The sequence below is a fragment of the Flavobacterium hungaricum genome (assembly GCF_015182285.1).
Classification (GTDB): domain Bacteria; phylum Bacteroidota; class Bacteroidia; order Flavobacteriales; family Flavobacteriaceae; genus Flavobacterium; species Flavobacterium hungaricum.
Genome location: NZ_PRDM01000001.1, coordinates 412085 through 431433 on the forward strand (window position 1 = coordinate 412085; position 19349 = coordinate 431433).

The window sequence follows — 19349 nt, forward strand, 5'->3', positions numbered from 1 at the left end:
CTAGAGGGCGTTTTCTTGTCTTAGATTGTTAAATTTTTAAGTTTAAGAGTTTTGTTAAATGACAAGTGACAATTATTTAACTTTCTTTTAATATATTTGACGTCCCCAGAAAAAACATTAAGTGTACTTATATTTTAAGATTTAAGTAAAAGCAGGTATTAGTTAATGCATTATTTTGCTTTGTAAGGAAAATTTTAATGATTTTTTAATGTTCATTTTAATTGTTTAATGAACGGAATTAATAAAAAATAGAATAATATGTCTGGATTATTAGCTGTTATCGGAAAAGGAAAAGATCCGAAGCTTGTAAAAGAATTGTCTGAAAGAATGTCGCATCGTGGTCCTGATGAAAGTGATTTTCGTATAATGGAAAACGGTGGTGTACTTTGTCACGAAAGTTTATCTATAATTGATCTTAATTTGGGTAAACAACCAATACAAGGAACTAACAATGCTTGGATGATTCACGACGGCGAGATTTACAATTATCAGGAGCTTAAAGATACTATTTTAAAAGATCATAATTTTAGAACCGAATCCGATTCAGAAGTAATTGTACATCTGTACGAAGAATTTGGATATGATTTTTGTAATAAATTAGACGGAGATTTTGCTTTTGTGGTTGTTGATGGTGATAAATATATCGCCGGACGTGACCCAATTGGTGTAAAACCTTTGTATTATGGACTGGATGAAAGAGGTAGGATTTATTTTTCGTCTGAAATGAAATCTATTGCAGATCAATGTAAATCATTTTCAACTTTTCCTCCAGGGCATTATTATACTGCTAAAACTGGTTTTGTAAAATATTACCATCCAGAATATGAGGACCATAAAAATGCAACTCAAGCTTTAGATTTGCCATTAATCCGTCAAAGCCTAATTAATGCGACTTCTAAACGTTTATTAGGAAATGTACCGCTGGGAGTTGTATTGTCAGGAGGGCTTGATACTTCTTTGATATCTTCAATAACTTCTAGATTATTAAAAGAGAAAGGTCAAAAATTACATTCGTTTTCGATCGGATTAGATGCAGATGCACCGGATAATACCGCAGCTAGAAAAGCCGCTGCATTTTTAGGGACAGAACATCACGAAATCCATTTTTCTGTTGAAGAAGGCGTTCAGATTTTAGAAAAAGTAATTTATCATATCGAAACTTATGATATTATTTCTGTAAGATCTGGTGTTCCAATGTATTTATTATCAAAAGCCATTGCAGATGCTGGAATAAAAGTAATTCTTTCAGGCGAAGGTGCTGATGAGATTTTTGGAGGACATTTGTATTTTAGAAATGCACCTTCTGAAGAAGAATTTCAAGACGAATCTATAGAAAGAGTTCAGAAATTATTTACCGCAGATTTACTGCGTGCAGACAAAACCACAATGGCACACGGATTAGAAGTGCGTTTCCCGTTTTTAGATACCGATTTTCTGGATACTACCATTCGAATCAAAACGGAAGAGAAACAGCCCAAAACGTATGACGGAGTTGAAAAATATATTTTAAGAAAAGCTTTTGATACAACAGAAGATCCTTATTTGCCTCAAGAAGTTTTATGGCGTCAAAAAGAGCAGTTTTCTGATGGAGTGGGGTATAAGTGGGTTGATGAATTAATTGAGTATTGTGCTGCTCAGGTAACAGACGAGCAATTGGCTGGTGCTGCTGCAGAGTTTCCTTATCTTTCTCCGACCACAAAAGAAGCGTATTTGTACCGATCTATTTTTCATAAATTCTACCCGCAGATCAGTGCGGCACAAACCGTACGTAAATGGATTCCAAAATGGCAGGAAAACCTAGATCCAAGCGGAAGAGCGAATGCGGCTCACTTAAAAGGAAATTTTGAAAGTGTAAAAGCCGTTGTAACTGCTTAAAAGAAAAACAATAATAAAATACCAGATTCCAATTTTTAGGAATAATATAAAACCCGAAACAGTTTCTGTTTCGGGTTTTTGCATTACAGTTGTTTTGTGCTGTTTTCTCGGTTTTAGAATTTAGTCCCGATGCCGAAAGTCTTGATACGGGACAAAAATTGGAGTGTATTTTTGTTTTTCTCAGTTTTGGAATTTAGAATTTAAGAAAATTAGAATTTAAAATTCATTTTTAAAGGTTTTTAAGATAATTCTGTTGATAACTTGCTTGCTTTAACGCTTATTTTAGTGGTTATATAGCCTTCATTTTTATATCTTTGCTTGTTAGACGATAAATACATTTATTAGAATAAATTATATGAGCGAAGAAATCAAGAAGAACAATTATTCAGCAGATAGTATTCAGGCATTAGAAGGGATGGAGCACGTAAGAATGCGCCCATCGATGTATATTGGAGATGTAGGGGTTCGAGGACTGCATCATTTGGTTTACGAGGTTGTTGATAACTCTATTGATGAGGCGATGGGAGGACATTGTGACACGATTAGTGTTGCAATTAACGAAGACGGTTCGGTAACAGTTGAAGATAACGGACGTGGTATCCCAGTTGATTTACATAAAAAAGAAGGTGTTTCTGCACTTGAGGTTGTAATGACAAAGATTGGTGCCGGAGGTAAATTCGATAAAGATTCATATAAAGTTTCTGGAGGTCTTCACGGAGTTGGGGTTTCTGTAGTAAACGCTCTTTCGGTACATATGAAATCTACCGTATTTAGAGAAGGTAAAATCTATGAGCAGGAATACGAAAGAGGAAAATCTTTATATCCCGTTAAACAAATCGGAGAAACAGATAAAAGAGGTACGCGTCAAACATTCTTTCCAGACGATACTATTTTTACTCAGACTACAGAGTTTTCATACGACACACTTTCAGCTCGTATGCGTGAACTTTCTTTCTTGAATAAAGGAATTACAATCACATTTACAGATAAAAGAGAAGTTGATGAAAAAGGAGAATTCAGAAGTGAAGTTTTTCATTCAACAGAAGGTCTTAAAGAATATATTCGCTACTTAGACGGTAACCGTGAGCCAATTGTTTCTCATGTTATCAGTATGGATCATGATAAAGGCGAAATTCCGGTAGAAGTTGCCTTGATTTATAATACAAGTTATACAGAGAATATTTTTTCTTATGTAAACAATATTAATACTCATGAAGGAGGAACGCACTTGCAGGGTTTTAGAAGTGGTCTTACAAGAACACTTAAGAAATACGCAGATGCTTCTGGTTTATTAGATAAATTAAAATTTGAAATTGCTGGGGACGATTTCCGTGAAGGATTAACCGCTATTATTTCGGTAAAAGTTGCTGAACCGCAGTTTGAAGGTCAGACCAAAACGAAACTTGGGAACAGAGAAGTAGTTTCTCCAGTTTCTCAGGCTGTTGGCGAGATGTTAGAGAATTATTTGGAAGAAAATCCAAATGATGCAAAACTGATTATTCAGAAAGTTATTTTGGCTGCACAAGCCCGTCACGCTGCTAAAAAAGCACGTGAAATGGTACAGCGTAAAACGGTTATGGGCGGCGGCGGACTTCCGGGGAAACTTTCAGATTGTTCTGAGCAGGACCCTGCAAGATGCGAAGTTTACTTAGTCGAGGGAGATTCGGCTGGTGGAACAGCAAAACAAGGTCGTGATCGTAATTTTCAGGCAATTTTACCATTACGTGGTAAGATTCTGAATGTTGAAAAAGCGATGCATCATAAAGTATTCGAAAACGAAGAGATTCGTAACATTTTTACTGCTTTAGGAGTTACAGTTGGAACAGCAGAAGACAGTAAAGCTTTAAATATAGAAAAACTAAGATATCATAAGGTAATCATCATGTGTGATGCCGATGTCGATGGTAGTCACATCTCTACCTTAATTTTAACGTTCTTCTTCCGTTTTATGAAAGAACTTATCGAAGAAGGCCACGTTTATATTGCAGCGCCTCCTTTGTATTTGGTTAAAAAAGGAAACAAAAAAGAATACGCTTGGAATGATGTGCAGCGTGATCAAGCCAATGAAAGAATGGGTGGAAGTGCAGCGATTCAGCGTTATAAAGGTCTTGGAGAGATGAACGCGGAGCAATTGTGGGAAACGACAATGGACCCGAATTTCAGAACGCTTCGTCAAGTAACAATTGACAGTTTAGCTGAAGCCGACAGAGTTTTTTCTATGCTGATGGGTGATGAAGTACCGCCGCGTAGAGAATTTATCGAGAAAAATGCGGTTTATGCAAATATTGACGCATAAAATAAAAAATTAATAATTTCAATTCGTTTAATTGTTTAAATTTACTAGACAATTAAACGAATTGTCTTTTTATAGAATAGACAAAATTAATAACCATAAAGTAAAAAATATGAAAGTTACCATTGTAGGAGCAGGAAATGTTGGAGCTACCTGTGCAGATGTTATTTCTTATAGAGGAATTGCAAGCGAAGTAGTGTTGCTGGATATTAAAGAAGGTTTTGCCGAAGGTAAAGCGTTGGATATTATGCAATGTGCCACAAACACAGGTTTTAATACCAAAGTTTCGGGTGTTACCAACGATTATTCAAAAACTGCAGGAAGTGATGTAGTGGTGATTACATCAGGAATTCCAAGAAAACCTGGAATGACAAGAGAAGAATTAATAGGTATAAATGCAGGAATTGTAAAAACAGTTGCAGAGAATGTATTGAAATATTCTCCAGATACTATAATTGTCGTAGTTTCCAATCCGATGGATACGATGACTTACTTGGCTTTAAAATCTACAGGTCTTCCAAAAAATAGAATTATCGGTATGGGAGGTGCATTAGACAGTTCTCGTTTCAGAACTTATCTTTCTCTTGCGTTAGATAAACCAGCAAATGATATTTCGGCAATGGTGATTGGAGGCCACGGCGATACGACTATGATTCCGCTTACACGTTTAGCTTCTTATAACGGAATTCCTGTAACGCAATTCTTGTCAGAAGAAGTATTGCAGAAAGTAGCAGCCGATACAATGGTAGGAGGTGCTACGCTTACAGGTCTTTTGGGTACATCGGCTTGGTATGCGCCTGGAGCATCTGTAGCCTATTTGGTTGACAGTATTTTGAACGACCAAAAGAAAATGATTGCCTGCTCTGTTTTTGTAGAAGGAGAGTATGGACAAAATGATATTTGTATTGGAGTGCCTTGTATAATTGGTAAAAACGGCGTTGAAGAAATTCTTGCTATTGATTTAAACGATCAGGAAAAGGCGTTATTTACTAAAAGTGCAGATGCAGTTCGCAGCATGAATGATGCTTTGAAATCGATTTTAGTGTAATAAAAACGGAAAAAAAAGAAAAAGGCTGCACTTTTGCAGTCTTTTTTTTGACATTAATTAATAAATTAATTGGTTAGTATTTTCGTTAATTATATATTTGCTCGGTTTAAAAAAAAATTGGTAATTCGTGATCTCGTATTTTTGTTTTAAAAAATCATGTCAGGACTTATTTTATGGGACTTTAAAACAAAATCAAAAATAAAACATAATTAATTTTTAGTAATAATGCAGAATAAAGGACTTATTAAATTTTTCGCAATTCTATTTGCATTGGTAAGTATTTACCAACTATCATTCACTTTTGTGGCAAATGGTGTCAAAAGTGAAGCCAAAGCTTTTGCAGGAGATAATCCTGATAAGGAGCTGAAATATTTAGATTCTATTGGTAAAGAAAAAGTATTAAATCTTGGTTTTACTGATTTCACTTATAATGAAGTGAAAAACAAACAGCTTAATAAAGGTCTTGACTTAGAAGGAGGAATCAACGTAATTCTTCAAATTTCTGTAAAAGATGTATTAAAAGGTTTGGCTAATAATTCTAAAAATCCAGTTTTTAATAAATCATTAGCTGATGCAACTGCAAATTTAGAAGGAAACAAGACCTATTTAAATAAGTTTTTTGAAGCTTTTGAAGCAAATTCAAAAGGTTCTGTAAGATTAGCATCACCAGATATTTTTGCAAACAGAAGTCTTCAAGGAGAAGGTGGAGTTGATTTTCAAATGTCTGATGCTCAAGTTCAAAAAGTAATTAAAAGAAAAGTTGATGAGTCTATCGAAAGTGCTTACAAAGTATTGAGAGAGCGTATCGACAAATTTGGTGTTACACAGCCAAACATCCAAAAATTAGGAGAAACAGGAAGAATCTTAGTAGAACTTCCAGGTGCTAAGGATGTTGATAGAATTAAAAAATTATTAGGTGGAAAAGCTCAATTAGAGTTTTGGGAAACATATAAAGTTGAAGAAATTGGAAGCTTCTTAGTTCAGGCTAACGAATCTTTAAAGAAAACTGAAGTTAAAAAAGTTGAAACTAAAGCTGTTGCAAAAGATTCTTTGAATGCTTTGTTAACAGATGCTAAAGACTCAACTGATGTTAAAAAAGGAAACAATCCTTTATTTGATAAAATGATTACTCAAGGAGGCGGACCAGTTTTAGGTTATTTCGCTCCTAAAGATACTGCTGCGATCAATGCTTATTTCAGAAGACCTGAAATTAGAATTTTATTAGCTGCAGACCAGCATTATGCAAAATTTGTTTGGAGTAAGCCGACAACTTTAAAAGATCCTACAGCTAAAAATCCTGCAAACGCAAAAGAAATTGAAGTAGTTGAATTATACGCTTTAAAAGGAAAAAGAGACAATATTCCAGCAATGAGCGGTGGTGTTGTTACTGATGCAAAAGATACTTTTGACCAAATGGGTAAACCTGCAGTTTCTATGCAGATGAACGCTCAGGGAGCTAAAACTTGGGAAGAGTTAACGGGAAGAGCTTTTGCTCAAAAAGGTTATATTGCTATTGTTTTAGATAATATTGTTTATTCTGCTCCAGGTGTAACAAGTGGTCCTATTGCTGGAGGAAGATCTGAAATTACAGGTTCTTTTGATGTTGCTGAAACTAAAGATTTAGCTAACGTTTTAAATGCAGGTAAATTACCAGCTTCTGCAGATATTATTCAATCAACGGTTGTTGGTCCATCTTTAGGACAAGCTGCTATTGATGCAGGTACAATTTCTTCTGTATTAGGTTTCTTATTAGTATGTGCTTGGATGGTATTCTATTATGGTAAAGCAGGTTGGTATGCTAACCTTGCATTATTATTGAACTTACTATTCTTATTCGGAATTATGGCAAGTTTTGGTTTTGTATTAACATTACCAGGTATTGCAGGTATCGTATTAACATTGGGTACTGCGGTAGATGCGAACATCATTATCTTTGAAAGAGCAAAAGAAGAATTGCGTGAAGGAAAATCATTGTCTGAGGCTGTTGTTGCTTCTTACGGATGGCACGGTGCAATGCGTTCTATTATTGATGCTAACGTTACACACGTTTTAACTGGTGCGATCTTATTTATCTTCGGTACAGGACCAATCAAAGGTTTTGCATTAACATTGTTAATTGGTATCGTAACGTCATTATTTACATCGATCTTTATTGCTAGAATTTTCATCGACAGAAATATCGCTGGAAAAGCAGATTTAACTTTCTGTACAAGCATTACTAAAAACTGGTTTACAAACTTCCACTTTGACTTTATTAAAGTAAAGAAATTCACTTATATTTTCTCTTCTATCGTTACTGTAGTAAGTTTAACATCAATTTTCTTTATTAACGGATTAGACGAAGGTGTTGATTTTGTTGGAGGAAGAACATTCCAAGTGAAATTTGAAAAACCAATTGACGCAACTGTTGTTTCTGATGAATTATCAGCTGCTTTTGGAACTCCGGTTGAAGCTAAAATTTTAGGTGATGACGATCAGTTGAAAATCACAACTAAATATAAAATTAAAGAAGACGGAATTGCAATTGACGAAGAAGTAAATCAAAAATTATACAAAGCTTTACAAAAGTATTTCCCAAATACAACTTACGATAAATTTATCAATTCATTTAATGGTAAAACAGTTGGAGTTGTACAACAGGCAAAAGTTGGTGCTTCTATCTCTGAAGATATTAAAACAAACTCTTACTGGGCAGTTTTAGGTGCAATGGCAGTTATTTTCTTATACTTAATGGTTTCTTTCCGTAAATGGCAGTATTCATTAGGTGCGATTGCAGCAGTAGCACACGACGTTATATTTGTATTAGGTATCTACTCTTTATGTTATAAATTCATGCCATTCCACATGGAGATGGATCAGCACTTTATTGCTGCGATTCTTACTGTAATTGGTTACTCTATGAACGATACTGTAATTGTATTTGACAGGGTAAGAGAATTTATTATTGGAAACCGTAAAGGTAGTTTCGAAGATATCGTAAACGCTTCTATTAATACTACATTATCTAGAACATTGAATACTTCATTAATGATGATTATCGTATTACTAACGATGTTTATCTTCGGTGGGGAATCTATCAGAGGATTTATCTTCGCGATGTTAATCGGTATTATTGTAGGTACATACTCTTCATTATTTATTGCAACACCAGTATTGGTTGATACAATTTCAAGTGAAGAAAAACACACAATTGAAGACAAGCACAATAAAGCTTAATTCTTAAGTTTTTAAATATCAAAAAGATCCAGTGAAAGCTGGATCTTTTTTTTATGTTTGTAAGTAAGATTCAAAACTTATTTATGACAAAAAAACAGCTGTTTTGTATGATCCTTCTTTTCGGATTTGTTTCCTCCAAAGCACAGCAAAATAGTGGAAAATACAGCGTGGGTTTTGCCTATGGATTGGGAAGTGAATTCAATAATAAAGATTATACTTTTGAAAATCATTTTTATAAACTGCAAGTGTATTATTTACTCAAAGAAGCCAAACACTTTCAATTTCAAATTTTAATACAGCCGGAAATTAATTTTGCCAAACACCAATTGCTTAATTTATATTTTGTAAAGCCAGAAGCCGCCGACTTTGAACATAAAAGAGCGGCGTATACACAGCTAAAAGACATTCGGGAGTATGTCATGAATATTGGTTTTGTAGTTCGTAAACCAATTGGAAAAACATTTTCGTGTTATTTTTTAGGAAGCATCGGTCCGATGATTACTGATACCGAAACCGAAAGGATGTCAAAGGGTTTTGCATTTGCAGATGTTTTGGCTTTAGGTTTTTCAGCAGACATTCAATCCTTCCAGTTTGATATTCGCCCAAGTCTAAGGCACGTTTCAAATGCGGGTCTAGGGAATAGTAACGCGGGTTATAATACAAAAAATATTGAATTTGGTATATCGTATCGGCTTTAAACAAAAACGCCCAATATCGTAAATATTGGGCGTTTGTTTTTTATGATACTGTTTTTATTTATGATGCAGCTAAAGGATTTCGCTGCGCTCTGATGATAAAGAAAAGTCCGATGATGATGAACGGGATGCTTAACCATTGTCCGGTTGAGAACAAACCTAGTTCTTGCTCGATACCGCCTTGGCTTTCTTTTACAAATTCGACAATAAAACGAACTACAAATAAAAGAACTAAAAACAGTCCAAATAAAAGCCCGGATTTAAGTCTTGCATTTGTTCTCCAATAAAGGAAAAATAGAATAGCAAATACAAAAATATAACAGAATGCTTCGTACAATTGTGTTGGGTGTTTGGCAGGAACCTGTGCTAGTAAATCTGCAAACTTCGGATTGGATGCTATAGCGTTGTAAGCTTCTTTTGGATCAGCAATCTGGGTAGCGTTAACGGCTTCTGCTTTGCTGAATTTATCATGTAAAAAACGGATTCCAAATGCAGATGTAGTTTCGTGTCCGATAATTTCAGAATTAAAGAAGTTTCCTAGACGAACAAATATTGCACCGCTAGCAACAGGAATTACGACGCGGTCTAAAATCCATAAAAGAGGTTTTTTAAGGATCTTTTTGCTGTAATAATACATGGCAACAATAATGGCGATCGCTGCGCCGTGGCTTGCCAGACCTTGGAAACCTGTGAATTGAAATTCAGGCTCAAATTTGAACGGAAGGAAAATTTCTAGTAAATGATTTCTAAAATACTCCCAATCATAAAATAAAACATGTCCTAAACGCGCACCAATTAAAGTTGCTAAAACGGTCCAAACAAATAAAGAATCCAGTTTTTCGATGGGTTCATTTTCTCTTTCAAAGATTTTTTTCATCAAGAACCAGCCCAATCCAAAAGCAATTACGAACATTAAGCTGTAATAACGAACCATAAAAAAACCTAAATTGATTCCTTCTGAAGGATTCCAAACAAAATTTAAGGCGTGTGTCATGTATAAATATGTTTTTGTATATGTTGTAAAAATTAATATAAAATAAAAAGCTTGTCGTTGTATAAGTTAATGTTTGTGTGAACATTTCTTTTCGGGAACGGGATCATATCCTGTTCTTCCCCACGGATGACAGCTTAAAATACGTTTTATTCCTAAATAGCCGCCATAAAACAATCCATGAATCTGCAAAGCCTGAATCATATAAGTCGAGCATGTCGGCTCAAATCTGCAAGATGCCGGTGTAAACGGAGAAATTGCGGTCTGATAAAAACGCACCAAAAGTACAAACGGATATATTAGAATTTTAGATAACATTTTTATCAATAATTACTGTATAGTTTTTTGTACTTACATTAGTTGAACTTAAGAACGCTTTGTTACATTAAATGTGTTAAATGCTAAAAGAAGTTCCTTCTTTTCCGTCCTTTAATTGAATTCCTAAAGCAATCAATTGATCACGGATTTGATCAGACAGTGCAAAGTTTTTATCTGCACGAGCCTGATTTCTCATGGCAATCAACATGTTAACAGCTCCTTCTAATTTGTCAGTATTAACGTCTGTTGCTTTTTCGTCCTTTAATCCTAAGACATCAAAAACAAAAGCATTAACAGCGTTTTTAAATGATGCTAAATCAGATTCAGAAATAGTTTCTTTTCCTTCTTTTAATAAATTAATATAACGAACAGCTTCAAATAACTGCGCAATCAAAATTGGGGTATTGAAGTCGTCGTTCATAGCATCATAACAAAGCTGTTTCCATGAAGCAAAATCAAGCGAACTTGCATTTCCAGCATTGATACTCGGTAAAGAGTCAACAGCTTCCATCAATCTTTTGTATCCTTTTTCGGCAGCAACAATGGCATCATCAGAAAAATCTAAAATACTTCTGTAATGTGCCTGAAGCATAAAGAAACGCGTCACTGAAGCAGAAAACGGTTTGCTTAAGATATTGTTGTCTCCGCTGAGAATTTCGCCTGGAAGAATGTTGTTTCCAGTCGATTTTGCCATTTTTTTACCGTTTAGGGTCAGCATGTTGGCATGCATCCAGTAATTTACCGGAGATTGCCCTGTACAAGCTTCGTTTTGTGCAATTTCGCATTCGTGGTGCGGGAATTTCAAATCCATTCCGCCTCCGTGAATGTCAAAATGATTACCAAGATATTTAGTACTCATTGCTGTACATTCTAAATGCCATCCTGGGAATCCGTCACTCCAAGGTGAAGGCCATCTCATAATATGTTCTGGTTCTGCTCTTTTCCAAAGTGCAAAATCCTGAGGGTTTCTTTTGTCAGACTGACCATCCAAATCACGGGTATTGGCGAGCATATCTTCAATGTTTCTGCCACTTAAAACTCCATAATTGTTGGTTTCGTTATATTTTACCACATCAAAATAAACAGAACCGTTGGCTTCATAACCAATTCCCGTGTCTATTATTTTTTTGATAATTTCAATCTGCTCAATAATATGCCCAGTTGCTGTTGGCTCAATACTTGGAGGCAGGAAGTTGAATGACTTCAAGATATCGTGAAAATCTACCGTATAGCGCTGTACGACTTCCATTGGTTCCAGCTGCTCCAAACGTGCTTTTTTGGCAATTTTGTCTTCGCCTTCATCAACATCATCTACAATGTGCCCTACATCGGTAATATTACGAACATAACGCACTTTATAATCCAAATGCAGAAAATACCTGAAAATCACATCAAAAGACATAAAAGTTCTCACATTTCCTAAGTGAACATTGCTGTAAACCGTAGGTCCGCAAACATACATTCCAACATTTCCTTCATGGATTGGTTTGAAATCTTCTTTTTCACCCGAAAGTGAATTGTATATTTTTAGAGGCTGACTGCTGTATAGTGGCATATTTTTTTTACTGTTTATTGTTTGTGGTTTATTGTTATAGTTTTTGGTTTGTTGTGCGGTATTCAATTTTATTTTTGACCACTCAACCGTTTCATTTAATTTTAGATGTTGTTCTTAGTTGATTAAATTTTTAGCAAAAGCTTTAAAAAAAAATATAATCAGAACACTAAACTATTAACTAAAAACACTAAACTTAAAATTGAGTATCTAATTTGATATAATCTAAGAATTCTCTTTTGGTTTGAGGATCTTTGAATTTTCCGCCGAATTCAGAAGTTACCGTACTGCTTTCGATGTCTTTAATTCCGCGAGAGTTTACACAAAGGTGTTTAGCGTCTATAACGCAGGCAACATCTTCTGTTCCTAAAGCTTTTTGTAATTCCTGAACAATCTGCATAGTCAAACGCTCTTGAACCTGAGGTCTTTTGGCATAATATTCAACAATACGATTCATTTTAGATAAACCAATAACTCTTCCGCTTGAGATATAAGCCACGTGAGCGCGACCGATAATAGGCAGTAAGTGATGCTCGCAGGTAGAATAAACAGTAATGTTTTTTTCTACAAGCATTTCGCCATATTTATAATTATTGTCGAAAGTAGAAGCTTTTGGCTGTTTTGCAGGGTTAAGACCGCCAAAAATCTCTTTTACAAACATTTTTGCAACACGGTTAGGAGTGCCTTTTATGCTGTCATCTGTCAAATCCATTCCAAGAGTTTGGAGGATGTTTTCGACATCTTTTTTAATTTTTTCTATTTTTTCATCATCAGTCAGCTCAAAAGCATCTTCTCTCAAAGGGTTTTTGGCATTACTGCTGAAATGATTATCTCCTATTTCGTCTAAAAAATCTTCGTTATTTATCATTAAAAACTACTATTATAATGGGTGTTTCTTTTTAAGGCGGTAAAGATAATTAATAAAAATCAAACCTTTTCTATCGTTTTTACTATTTAATCGATCCTTTTTAGATATAGTTTAAAATACCGTTTTTTGATTTCAATTTTATTTCTTTATTGGTTAAAAAATAAGGAGTAGGTCTGTATAAAATCAATTGAGAAATCTGCAAAAGCTAATTTTGGCGCATCTGTATTTGCTCCAGAAGAGAATTTTTTTATAAACTGGTATTTTGTTATCTCACTTTCTGGCTTTGTAAAACCGTAATTATAAGCAGTGGCATAAAATCTAATTTTGTCGTGTTGGTTTTTAAAATCAATATTTTGATATTTATGTTCTGCAGCAAACCAAAATACCTTTAAATACCGCAATTGCCACTGAAAATTTCCTAAACGGCTTATTCTTTCTTTTCGTGCTTCTTTTATGTTTTTGTTTGTTATAATAATCCACTCATAGGCTTTTAAGCTTTCGGCGACGGCCACATAATTTTCTAATTCCTCTACAAATGAAGGTTTCATTTGAAAATAACCTGTTGAAAAATCGGATGCCTCTTTTCCTTTGTTGACATATAAAATTTTGTTAGAAGAAGTTTCTAAATAATCAGAATAAGAGTCGTAGCGCAGTATTTCGGGAAAAGCAATAGAAAGAATTGGTGCCCTTTCGGTTTTAAAGAGTTCTAAGTCTATAACTTTTTTTTTCTTTTTTAATAATGAAAAAGCACGCTTTATCTCTTTTCGATAATACTCTATTCCCTCATTTTTAGGCTTAAAAGTACATTCGGTTTTGATATTATTTACCTCATTACTATTTTTATTAATAGCAGCTGTTGAAAGAAGAAAGAGAAACGATATTACGATTAACTTTTTCATGTTAAAAGTCCTTAAGTCTCATGCTAAATTACTAATAACTAAAAAGATATCAATATTGTTTTAAGAAAAACAGCGAATAAAAAAAATCTGTTTCAACAAGAAGTTAAAACAGATTTTAGAATAATTTGGTTAGTTTTTATCTTTTATTATAAACTAAAAGTGCTTCTTTTAAAATATTTACGGCACTTATCAAATCTTTTTTGTTTAAAACGTAAGCAATACGTACCTGATTGAGTCCCATTCCAGGAGTAGAATAAAATCCCTTTGCCGGAGCAATCATAACCGTTTCTCCGTTTAGGTTATAGCTTTCTAAAAGCCATTGTGCAAAATCGTCAGAGTTGGTAATGGGCAATTCTGCAATACAGTAAAAGGCACCCTTTGGTTTGGTTACAATAACACCTTCGATTTTGTTTAATTCTGCAATCAAAGTATCGCGGCGTTCTTTATATTCTCCGATTACTTCGTCAAAATAACTTTGCGGGGTATCAATTGCGGCTTCACAAGCAATCTGCTCAATTGTCGGCGGGCTTAAACGTGCCTGTGCAAACTTCATCACAGTGGCCAAAACGTCTTTGTTCTTGGTAACCAGACACCCAATGCGTGCACCACACATACTGTAACGTTTGGAAACAGAATCGACCATAATGACATTTTGCTGTACATCATCAAGATTCATTACAGAAAAATGTACATCATCTCCATCGTATAAAAATTCACGATATACTTCATCAGCGATTAAGTATAAATCGTGTTTTTTAATTAAAGAAGCCAGTTGTTTAATTTCGGCTTCAGAATATAAATAACCAGTTGGATTTCCAGGATTGCAAATCAAAATGGCTTTTGTTTTTGAGGTGATCAGTTTTTCAACTTCGTCAATACTTGGTAAGGCAAAAGCAGTTTCTATAGTGGAAACTAGAGGAACTACAGTAGCACTTGTTGAAGAAGCAAACGCATGGTAATTAGCATAAAAAGGTTCTGGAATAATGATTTCATCTCCAGGATCTGTAATTGTGGCCAGTGCAAAAAGTAAGGCTTCAGAGCCACCAGTTGTTACGATGATGTCTTCTGAGTTAACATTTACATTTTGGCGCTGGTAAAAATGAGCTAATTTTTTTCTATAGCTTTCATATCCGGCAGACGGACTGTATTCTATAATACTCAAATCAATATTTTTTACCGCCTCGATGGCCACTTCCGGTGTCTTGATATCCGGTTGACCAATGTTTAAGTGATACACTTTGTGTCCCTTTTGCTTTGCTAAATCTGCGAAAGGTGCCAGCTTGCGTATCGGTGATTCAGGCATGTTTCTGCCTTTGAGTGAAATTGTTGGCATGAGTATAAATTATTGAGGTGCAAATTTGCATTTTTTTTTCGAATTTAACGTAAACAATATCAGTACTTATAAAAATCTAACAATTATCGATATATTTACTAATTTTATAATAAAATATTGTCAATGAAAAAACATATAGTATCGTTTTTTGGGTTATTCTTACCTTTTTTGCTTTTTTCACAAGGGGATTTTGTGATGGAAAAGAAGCATTCTAAAGTGGTAATCCCATTTAAAATGATCAATAACCTTATTTTTATTCCGATAAAAGTCAACGGTGTCGAATTGAATTTTCTCTTAGATTCGGGCGTCGAAGAAACGATTTTGTTTAGTATGGAAGAAAAACAGGAAGTGACTTTTAATAATGTCGAAAAAATACGTCTGCGAGGTTTGGGAAGTGAAGAAGAGGTAGAAGGCCTTAAGTCTACCAACAATATTTTGGCAACTCACGGATTAAAATCGACAGGACATTTGGTTTATATCATTTTAGATCAAAATTTCAATTTGTCTTCGCATATCGGAATTCCAGTCAATGGGATTGTCGGTCATAAGTTTTTTCGAAATAATCTGGTAGAAATCAATTATCAAAAGAAAAGAATCACCGTGCATGCCGATACCGAATCCTTTAGAAAAAAATTAAACAAAAAATTTAAAGCAGTACCGATTACTATAGAAAGATCAAAACCTTATATTACAACCACTGCAACGGTTGATTCTGTGGCGCTTCCTGCAAAACTGCTTATTGATATTGGCAACAGCGATGCTTTTTGGATTTTTGAAAATGATAAAATCAAACTTCCAAAAAAGAATTTTCCCGATTTTCTAGGTAAAGGTTTTAGTGGTGATATTGAGGGACATCGTGCCAAGATTACCAAATTTTCTATTGACGAGTTTGATTTTAAAAAACCAATAGTCGCTTTTCCAGATTCTAGTTCTATTCGAAATGTAAAGATGGTTCCAGGACGTTTAGGATCGGTTGGGGGAGAAGTCTTAAAACGTTTTACAGTTGTTTTGGATTATGCAGGAAAAAATATGTATCTGCGCAAAAACAGCCATTATGGCGAACCTTTTACTTATAATAAAAGTGGAATCACGATACAGCATAATGGGTTACAATGGGTACAGGAAACAGTTAAGATGGAAACCGTTCAAGTCGGCAATTCGTTGAGCGATGTGAGTTACAACGAAAAAAACGACAACAATTTTAAATACAAATTTGCATTAAAACCAGTTTACGAAATTGTAAACATTCGGAAAAGTTCTGCCGCCGAAAAATGTGGTTTAAGACGTGGAGATATCATCGTGAGCATCAATAGAGAACGCCCCTACAGGTACTCCCTGCAGCAAATTAATCAAATGCTGAAATCAGAAGAAGATGTTTGGATCACTTTAGAAGTAGAACGCAATAGTTTGATCTTAAAGTTCAGATTTAAGTTACAAGATGAATTGTAATTGTTTGTGAGCTAATATTTTCATTTTTATAGATAATACTGGTATTATCGAGTTTTGTCCTTCTCAAATTAATTTTTTTGTGAAAAATTAACTGTTAAATTTTGTTTTTTCGTGTAGGTCGTCAGATATTTTATTAAGTTTATGTTAAAAACTTAATCTATGAAGAAAAACTACAATAAAATCTTACAATACTATTCGTTTTTTGTTTTTTTCTTAACTTTTTCATTTACCGTTCATTCGCAATGTGCTGGTGACGATGCTGTTTTTACAGTTTGCGATATTCCAAATCCAAGCAGTCAGGCAGTTAATTTATTTTCTCTGCTGGGAGGCTCACCTGTTTCTGGGGGTGTATGGGAAGATGTCGATGGTTCAGGCGGTTTAAACAGCGCTACAGGTATTTTAAACGCACAATTAATTAGAGAAAGTAATGTTTATCGTTACAATTATACCGTTACAGGCGTTGGAGGATGTACCGATACTACTTCGACAGTGACTGTTACCATTGGCGGTTATTCTGGAGTTACTTCACCAAACGTCTCTGTTTGCAGTGATGTAGTTTATTATAATCTTTTTCAGCCTTTTAACGGAAATTATGTCAGTCCTCAGTCTAACGGTGTCTGGCATAATGATACTACCAATCAATATCTTTCAGGATCAACAGTTTATGTAGAAAATCTAGAAGGCATTTATCAGTTTACGTACACCATGCCTGCAATCGGCACTTGTCCTGCAATGTCTTCTACAGCCGTTGTAAGGATTTTTAGGGCTCCAGAATCAGGAAATCCTGCCCATCTAGATTTATGTGCAACCGACGGTTTAACGGCTTATACTAATTTAGATCTTTTCAGCAGAATCTCAAACTATGATTTGGGCGGTGTTTGGAGAGACAATACCGGAACAGGAGAGCTTACTTTTACAGGCGATCACAACATTAACCTAGAAAAAATTTACAATACCTATGGAGAAGGAACTTATCATTTTACTTATGAAGTTCCTTCTAACAATCCAATTTGTACCATTGCCCGTACAACAGTACGCATACGATTAGAAAGAAAGCTTGATTTTACAGGAGCAATACTGGAGGTTAATTCGGATATCTGCGAATCAGAAATTACAACGGCCAATTATTCTGCGACGATAAAAAGAGGACCGGACCCAATCCCAAACGGTCTGTATTATGTTACTTTTAGCGTTAGCGGTCCTCGTGCAGCTACTGAAACGGTTGTGGCAAATTTTACAAACGGGACTTTGTTATTTCCTATAAAACCAGAATATTTTCAGACAGTCGGAAGATTTAGAGTCAATATTTTAAATATTGTGGCAGTTACAAGTGTTCGGGCATGTCAAAATACGATTAGCAATTTGACAGACGAGCTAATTATTTACCCGCTTCCAGATCTTACAGGAGCGGTAATGACGCCTGCCACCGTCTGCCAGAATCAAGATGCCTTGGTGCAGATAACCAATGCCGTAAAATTAGCCGACGGCGATTACGATATTATATATAATATTTCTGGAGCCAATACGGCAACAGCTCAGGTGTCCCGTTTAACAGTAACTGGCGGTATTGCCAACTTTACAATTCCAGAAATACTAAATTCCAGAAGCGGTACTTCGACCATAACCATTACTGCGATTACACACGTTATTTCGCAGTGTGTTAATAGTGCCAACCTTAAAGGCGAGATTCTGGTAAATCCATTGCCCAATATTAATTCCTTAAGAATTCAGGCTCCAAATGTTTGTTTTGGAGAAGAGATCAGAGCCACTGTTTCTGGACTTAATAATTTAACAGAAGTAACACTATCGTATGAGTTGTCTGGCGCAAACACTTCTACAGTTCAAACAGTAGTTTTGACAAATACTAACGGAAATGCCGCTTTTGTAATTCCGTCCACTTTACTTCCCAATACAGGCACGTCTACTATAGTGGTTACCAATCTCAAAAATAATCTGACCAATTGTGACGTAGATGTCACCAATGTTTCCGATCCTTTTATACTAAATCCGATTCCGCCGGCGCCTCTTGCTGCAAATCAGGCATTTTGCAAGTCAGATGATCCGACCGTTGCAGATTTAGAACCCAAAGGCGCACAATACAAATGGTATATTTCTGAAACTGCAGCGACTCCTTTAGCAAACGATTACGTTTTAAAGTCAGAGAATTATTACCTAAAAGAAACCTCTCCTGCAGGCTGTGTTTCGCCGGCATCCATGATTTCGGTTACTATAAATGACACTCCCGCACCGACTTTAAAAGACGATGGACAAAACTTCTGTGGTTTAGACAATCCAACAATTCTAAATTTATCAAATAACACCAACTCGCCCGCAACAGTAGTTTGGTACGATGCTCCAAACGGTGGAAACCTCATTTCCTCGGGCACGCTTTTAATTGATAAAAAGACGTATTATGGATTTGATTTTTCGAATGCTTCAGGTTGTTTTTCGGATCAAAATCTTGAGGTAACCGTAACACTTAAAGACTGTAATGCGCCAGAATATCCGTTTTTTATTCCCGACGGATTTTCTCCTAACGGCGACGGCGTAAACGATGTCTTTATAATTCCAGATATTGATTTTTTATATCCTGACTATACTATTGAAATTTTTAACAGATATGGAAACGGAATGTATAAGGGAGGAAAAGATAAACCCGGCTGGGATGGAATAAATTATGAATCTAAAGGAATTAGCAGCGGAATAGCTCCAAATGGCGTCTATTTCTATATTATCCAGTTTAATAAAGACAATAAACCTCCTAAACAGGGACGTCTTTATTTGAACCGATAATTTCTTTTTCATCTCATCA

At 35.1% G+C, this 19349-nt stretch carries 13 protein-coding genes; 7 read left to right on the plus strand and 6 right to left on the minus strand.

Annotated features, from left to right (window positions below):
* Positions 1 to 258 precede the first annotated feature (258 nt).
* From asnB to C4F50_RS01740, 5 genes are all read left to right on the plus strand, one after another.
* On the plus strand, positions 259 to 1875 hold the full coding sequence (gene asnB, locus C4F50_RS01720) for an asparagine synthase B (protein ID WP_193844702.1): 1617 nt from the start codon (positions 259 to 261) through the stop codon (positions 1873 to 1875).
* A 355-nt stretch (positions 1876 to 2230) separates the two neighbouring features.
* A complete protein-coding gene (gyrB, locus tag C4F50_RS01725) occupies positions 2231 to 4171 on the plus strand; it encodes a DNA topoisomerase (ATP-hydrolyzing) subunit B (RefSeq protein ID WP_193844703.1) in 1941 nt (646 codons plus the stop codon).
* A 109-nt stretch (positions 4172 to 4280) separates the two neighbouring features.
* Positions 4281 to 5216 carry a malate dehydrogenase gene (mdh, locus tag C4F50_RS01730; protein WP_193844704.1) on the plus strand — a complete coding sequence of 312 codons (936 nt, stop codon included), beginning with the start codon at positions 4281 to 4283 and terminating at the stop codon, positions 5214 to 5216.
* Between the two features lie 225 nt (positions 5217 to 5441).
* Positions 5442 to 8432, plus strand: coding sequence for a protein translocase subunit SecDF (secDF, locus tag C4F50_RS01735; RefSeq protein ID WP_193844705.1), 2991 nt, complete (start codon positions 5442 to 5444; stop codon positions 8430 to 8432).
* A gap of 83 nt (positions 8433 to 8515) precedes the next feature.
* Positions 8516 to 9130: an acyloxyacyl hydrolase gene (locus tag C4F50_RS01740; protein WP_193844706.1), complete on the plus strand. Its 615-nt coding sequence runs from the start codon at positions 8516 to 8518 to the stop codon at positions 9128 to 9130.
* 58 nt (positions 9131 to 9188) lie between these two features.
* On the opposite strand, the gene lgt is transcribed toward C4F50_RS01740, so the two are convergent.
* From lgt to C4F50_RS01770, 6 genes are all read right to left on the minus strand, one after another.
* Positions 9189 to 10121: a prolipoprotein diacylglyceryl transferase gene (lgt, locus tag C4F50_RS01745; RefSeq protein WP_193844707.1), complete on the minus strand. Its 933-nt coding sequence runs from the start codon at positions 10119 to 10121 to the stop codon at positions 9189 to 9191.
* Between the two features lie 66 nt (positions 10122 to 10187).
* Complete coding sequence (gene yidD, locus C4F50_RS01750) at positions 10188 to 10436, minus strand: membrane protein insertion efficiency factor YidD (RefSeq protein ID WP_193844708.1); 249 nt, start codon at positions 10434 to 10436, stop codon at positions 10188 to 10190.
* A 76-nt stretch (positions 10437 to 10512) separates the two neighbouring features.
* Positions 10513 to 11991: a cysteine--tRNA ligase gene (cysS, locus tag C4F50_RS01755; protein WP_193844709.1), complete on the minus strand. Its 1479-nt coding sequence runs from the start codon at positions 11989 to 11991 to the stop codon at positions 10513 to 10515.
* Between the two features lie 193 nt (positions 11992 to 12184).
* Positions 12185 to 12856 carry a GTP cyclohydrolase I FolE gene (folE, locus tag C4F50_RS01760; RefSeq protein ID WP_193844710.1) on the minus strand — a complete coding sequence of 224 codons (672 nt, stop codon included), beginning with the start codon at positions 12854 to 12856 and terminating at the stop codon, positions 12185 to 12187.
* A gap of 146 nt (positions 12857 to 13002) precedes the next feature.
* The gene (locus C4F50_RS01765) at positions 13003 to 13755 is read right to left on the minus strand and encodes a hypothetical protein (RefSeq protein WP_193844711.1); all 753 of its coding nucleotides are present in this window, start codon (positions 13753 to 13755) and stop codon (positions 13003 to 13005) included.
* A gap of 136 nt (positions 13756 to 13891) precedes the next feature.
* Positions 13892 to 15088: a pyridoxal phosphate-dependent aminotransferase gene (locus tag C4F50_RS01770; RefSeq protein WP_193844712.1), complete on the minus strand. Its 1197-nt coding sequence runs from the start codon at positions 15086 to 15088 to the stop codon at positions 13892 to 13894.
* Positions 15089 to 15211: 123 nt separating this feature from the next.
* Here C4F50_RS01770 and C4F50_RS01775 point away from each other — a divergent pair, with 123 nt between their 5' ends.
* Positions 15212 to 16537, plus strand: coding sequence for a PDZ domain-containing protein (locus tag C4F50_RS01775; RefSeq protein WP_193844713.1), 1326 nt, complete (start codon positions 15212 to 15214; stop codon positions 16535 to 16537).
* A 159-nt stretch (positions 16538 to 16696) separates the two neighbouring features.
* Positions 16697 to 19330 carry a T9SS type B sorting domain-containing protein gene (locus C4F50_RS01780; protein WP_193844714.1) on the plus strand — a complete coding sequence of 878 codons (2634 nt, stop codon included), beginning with the start codon at positions 16697 to 16699 and terminating at the stop codon, positions 19328 to 19330.
* Positions 19331 to 19349: the final 19 nt, after the last annotated feature.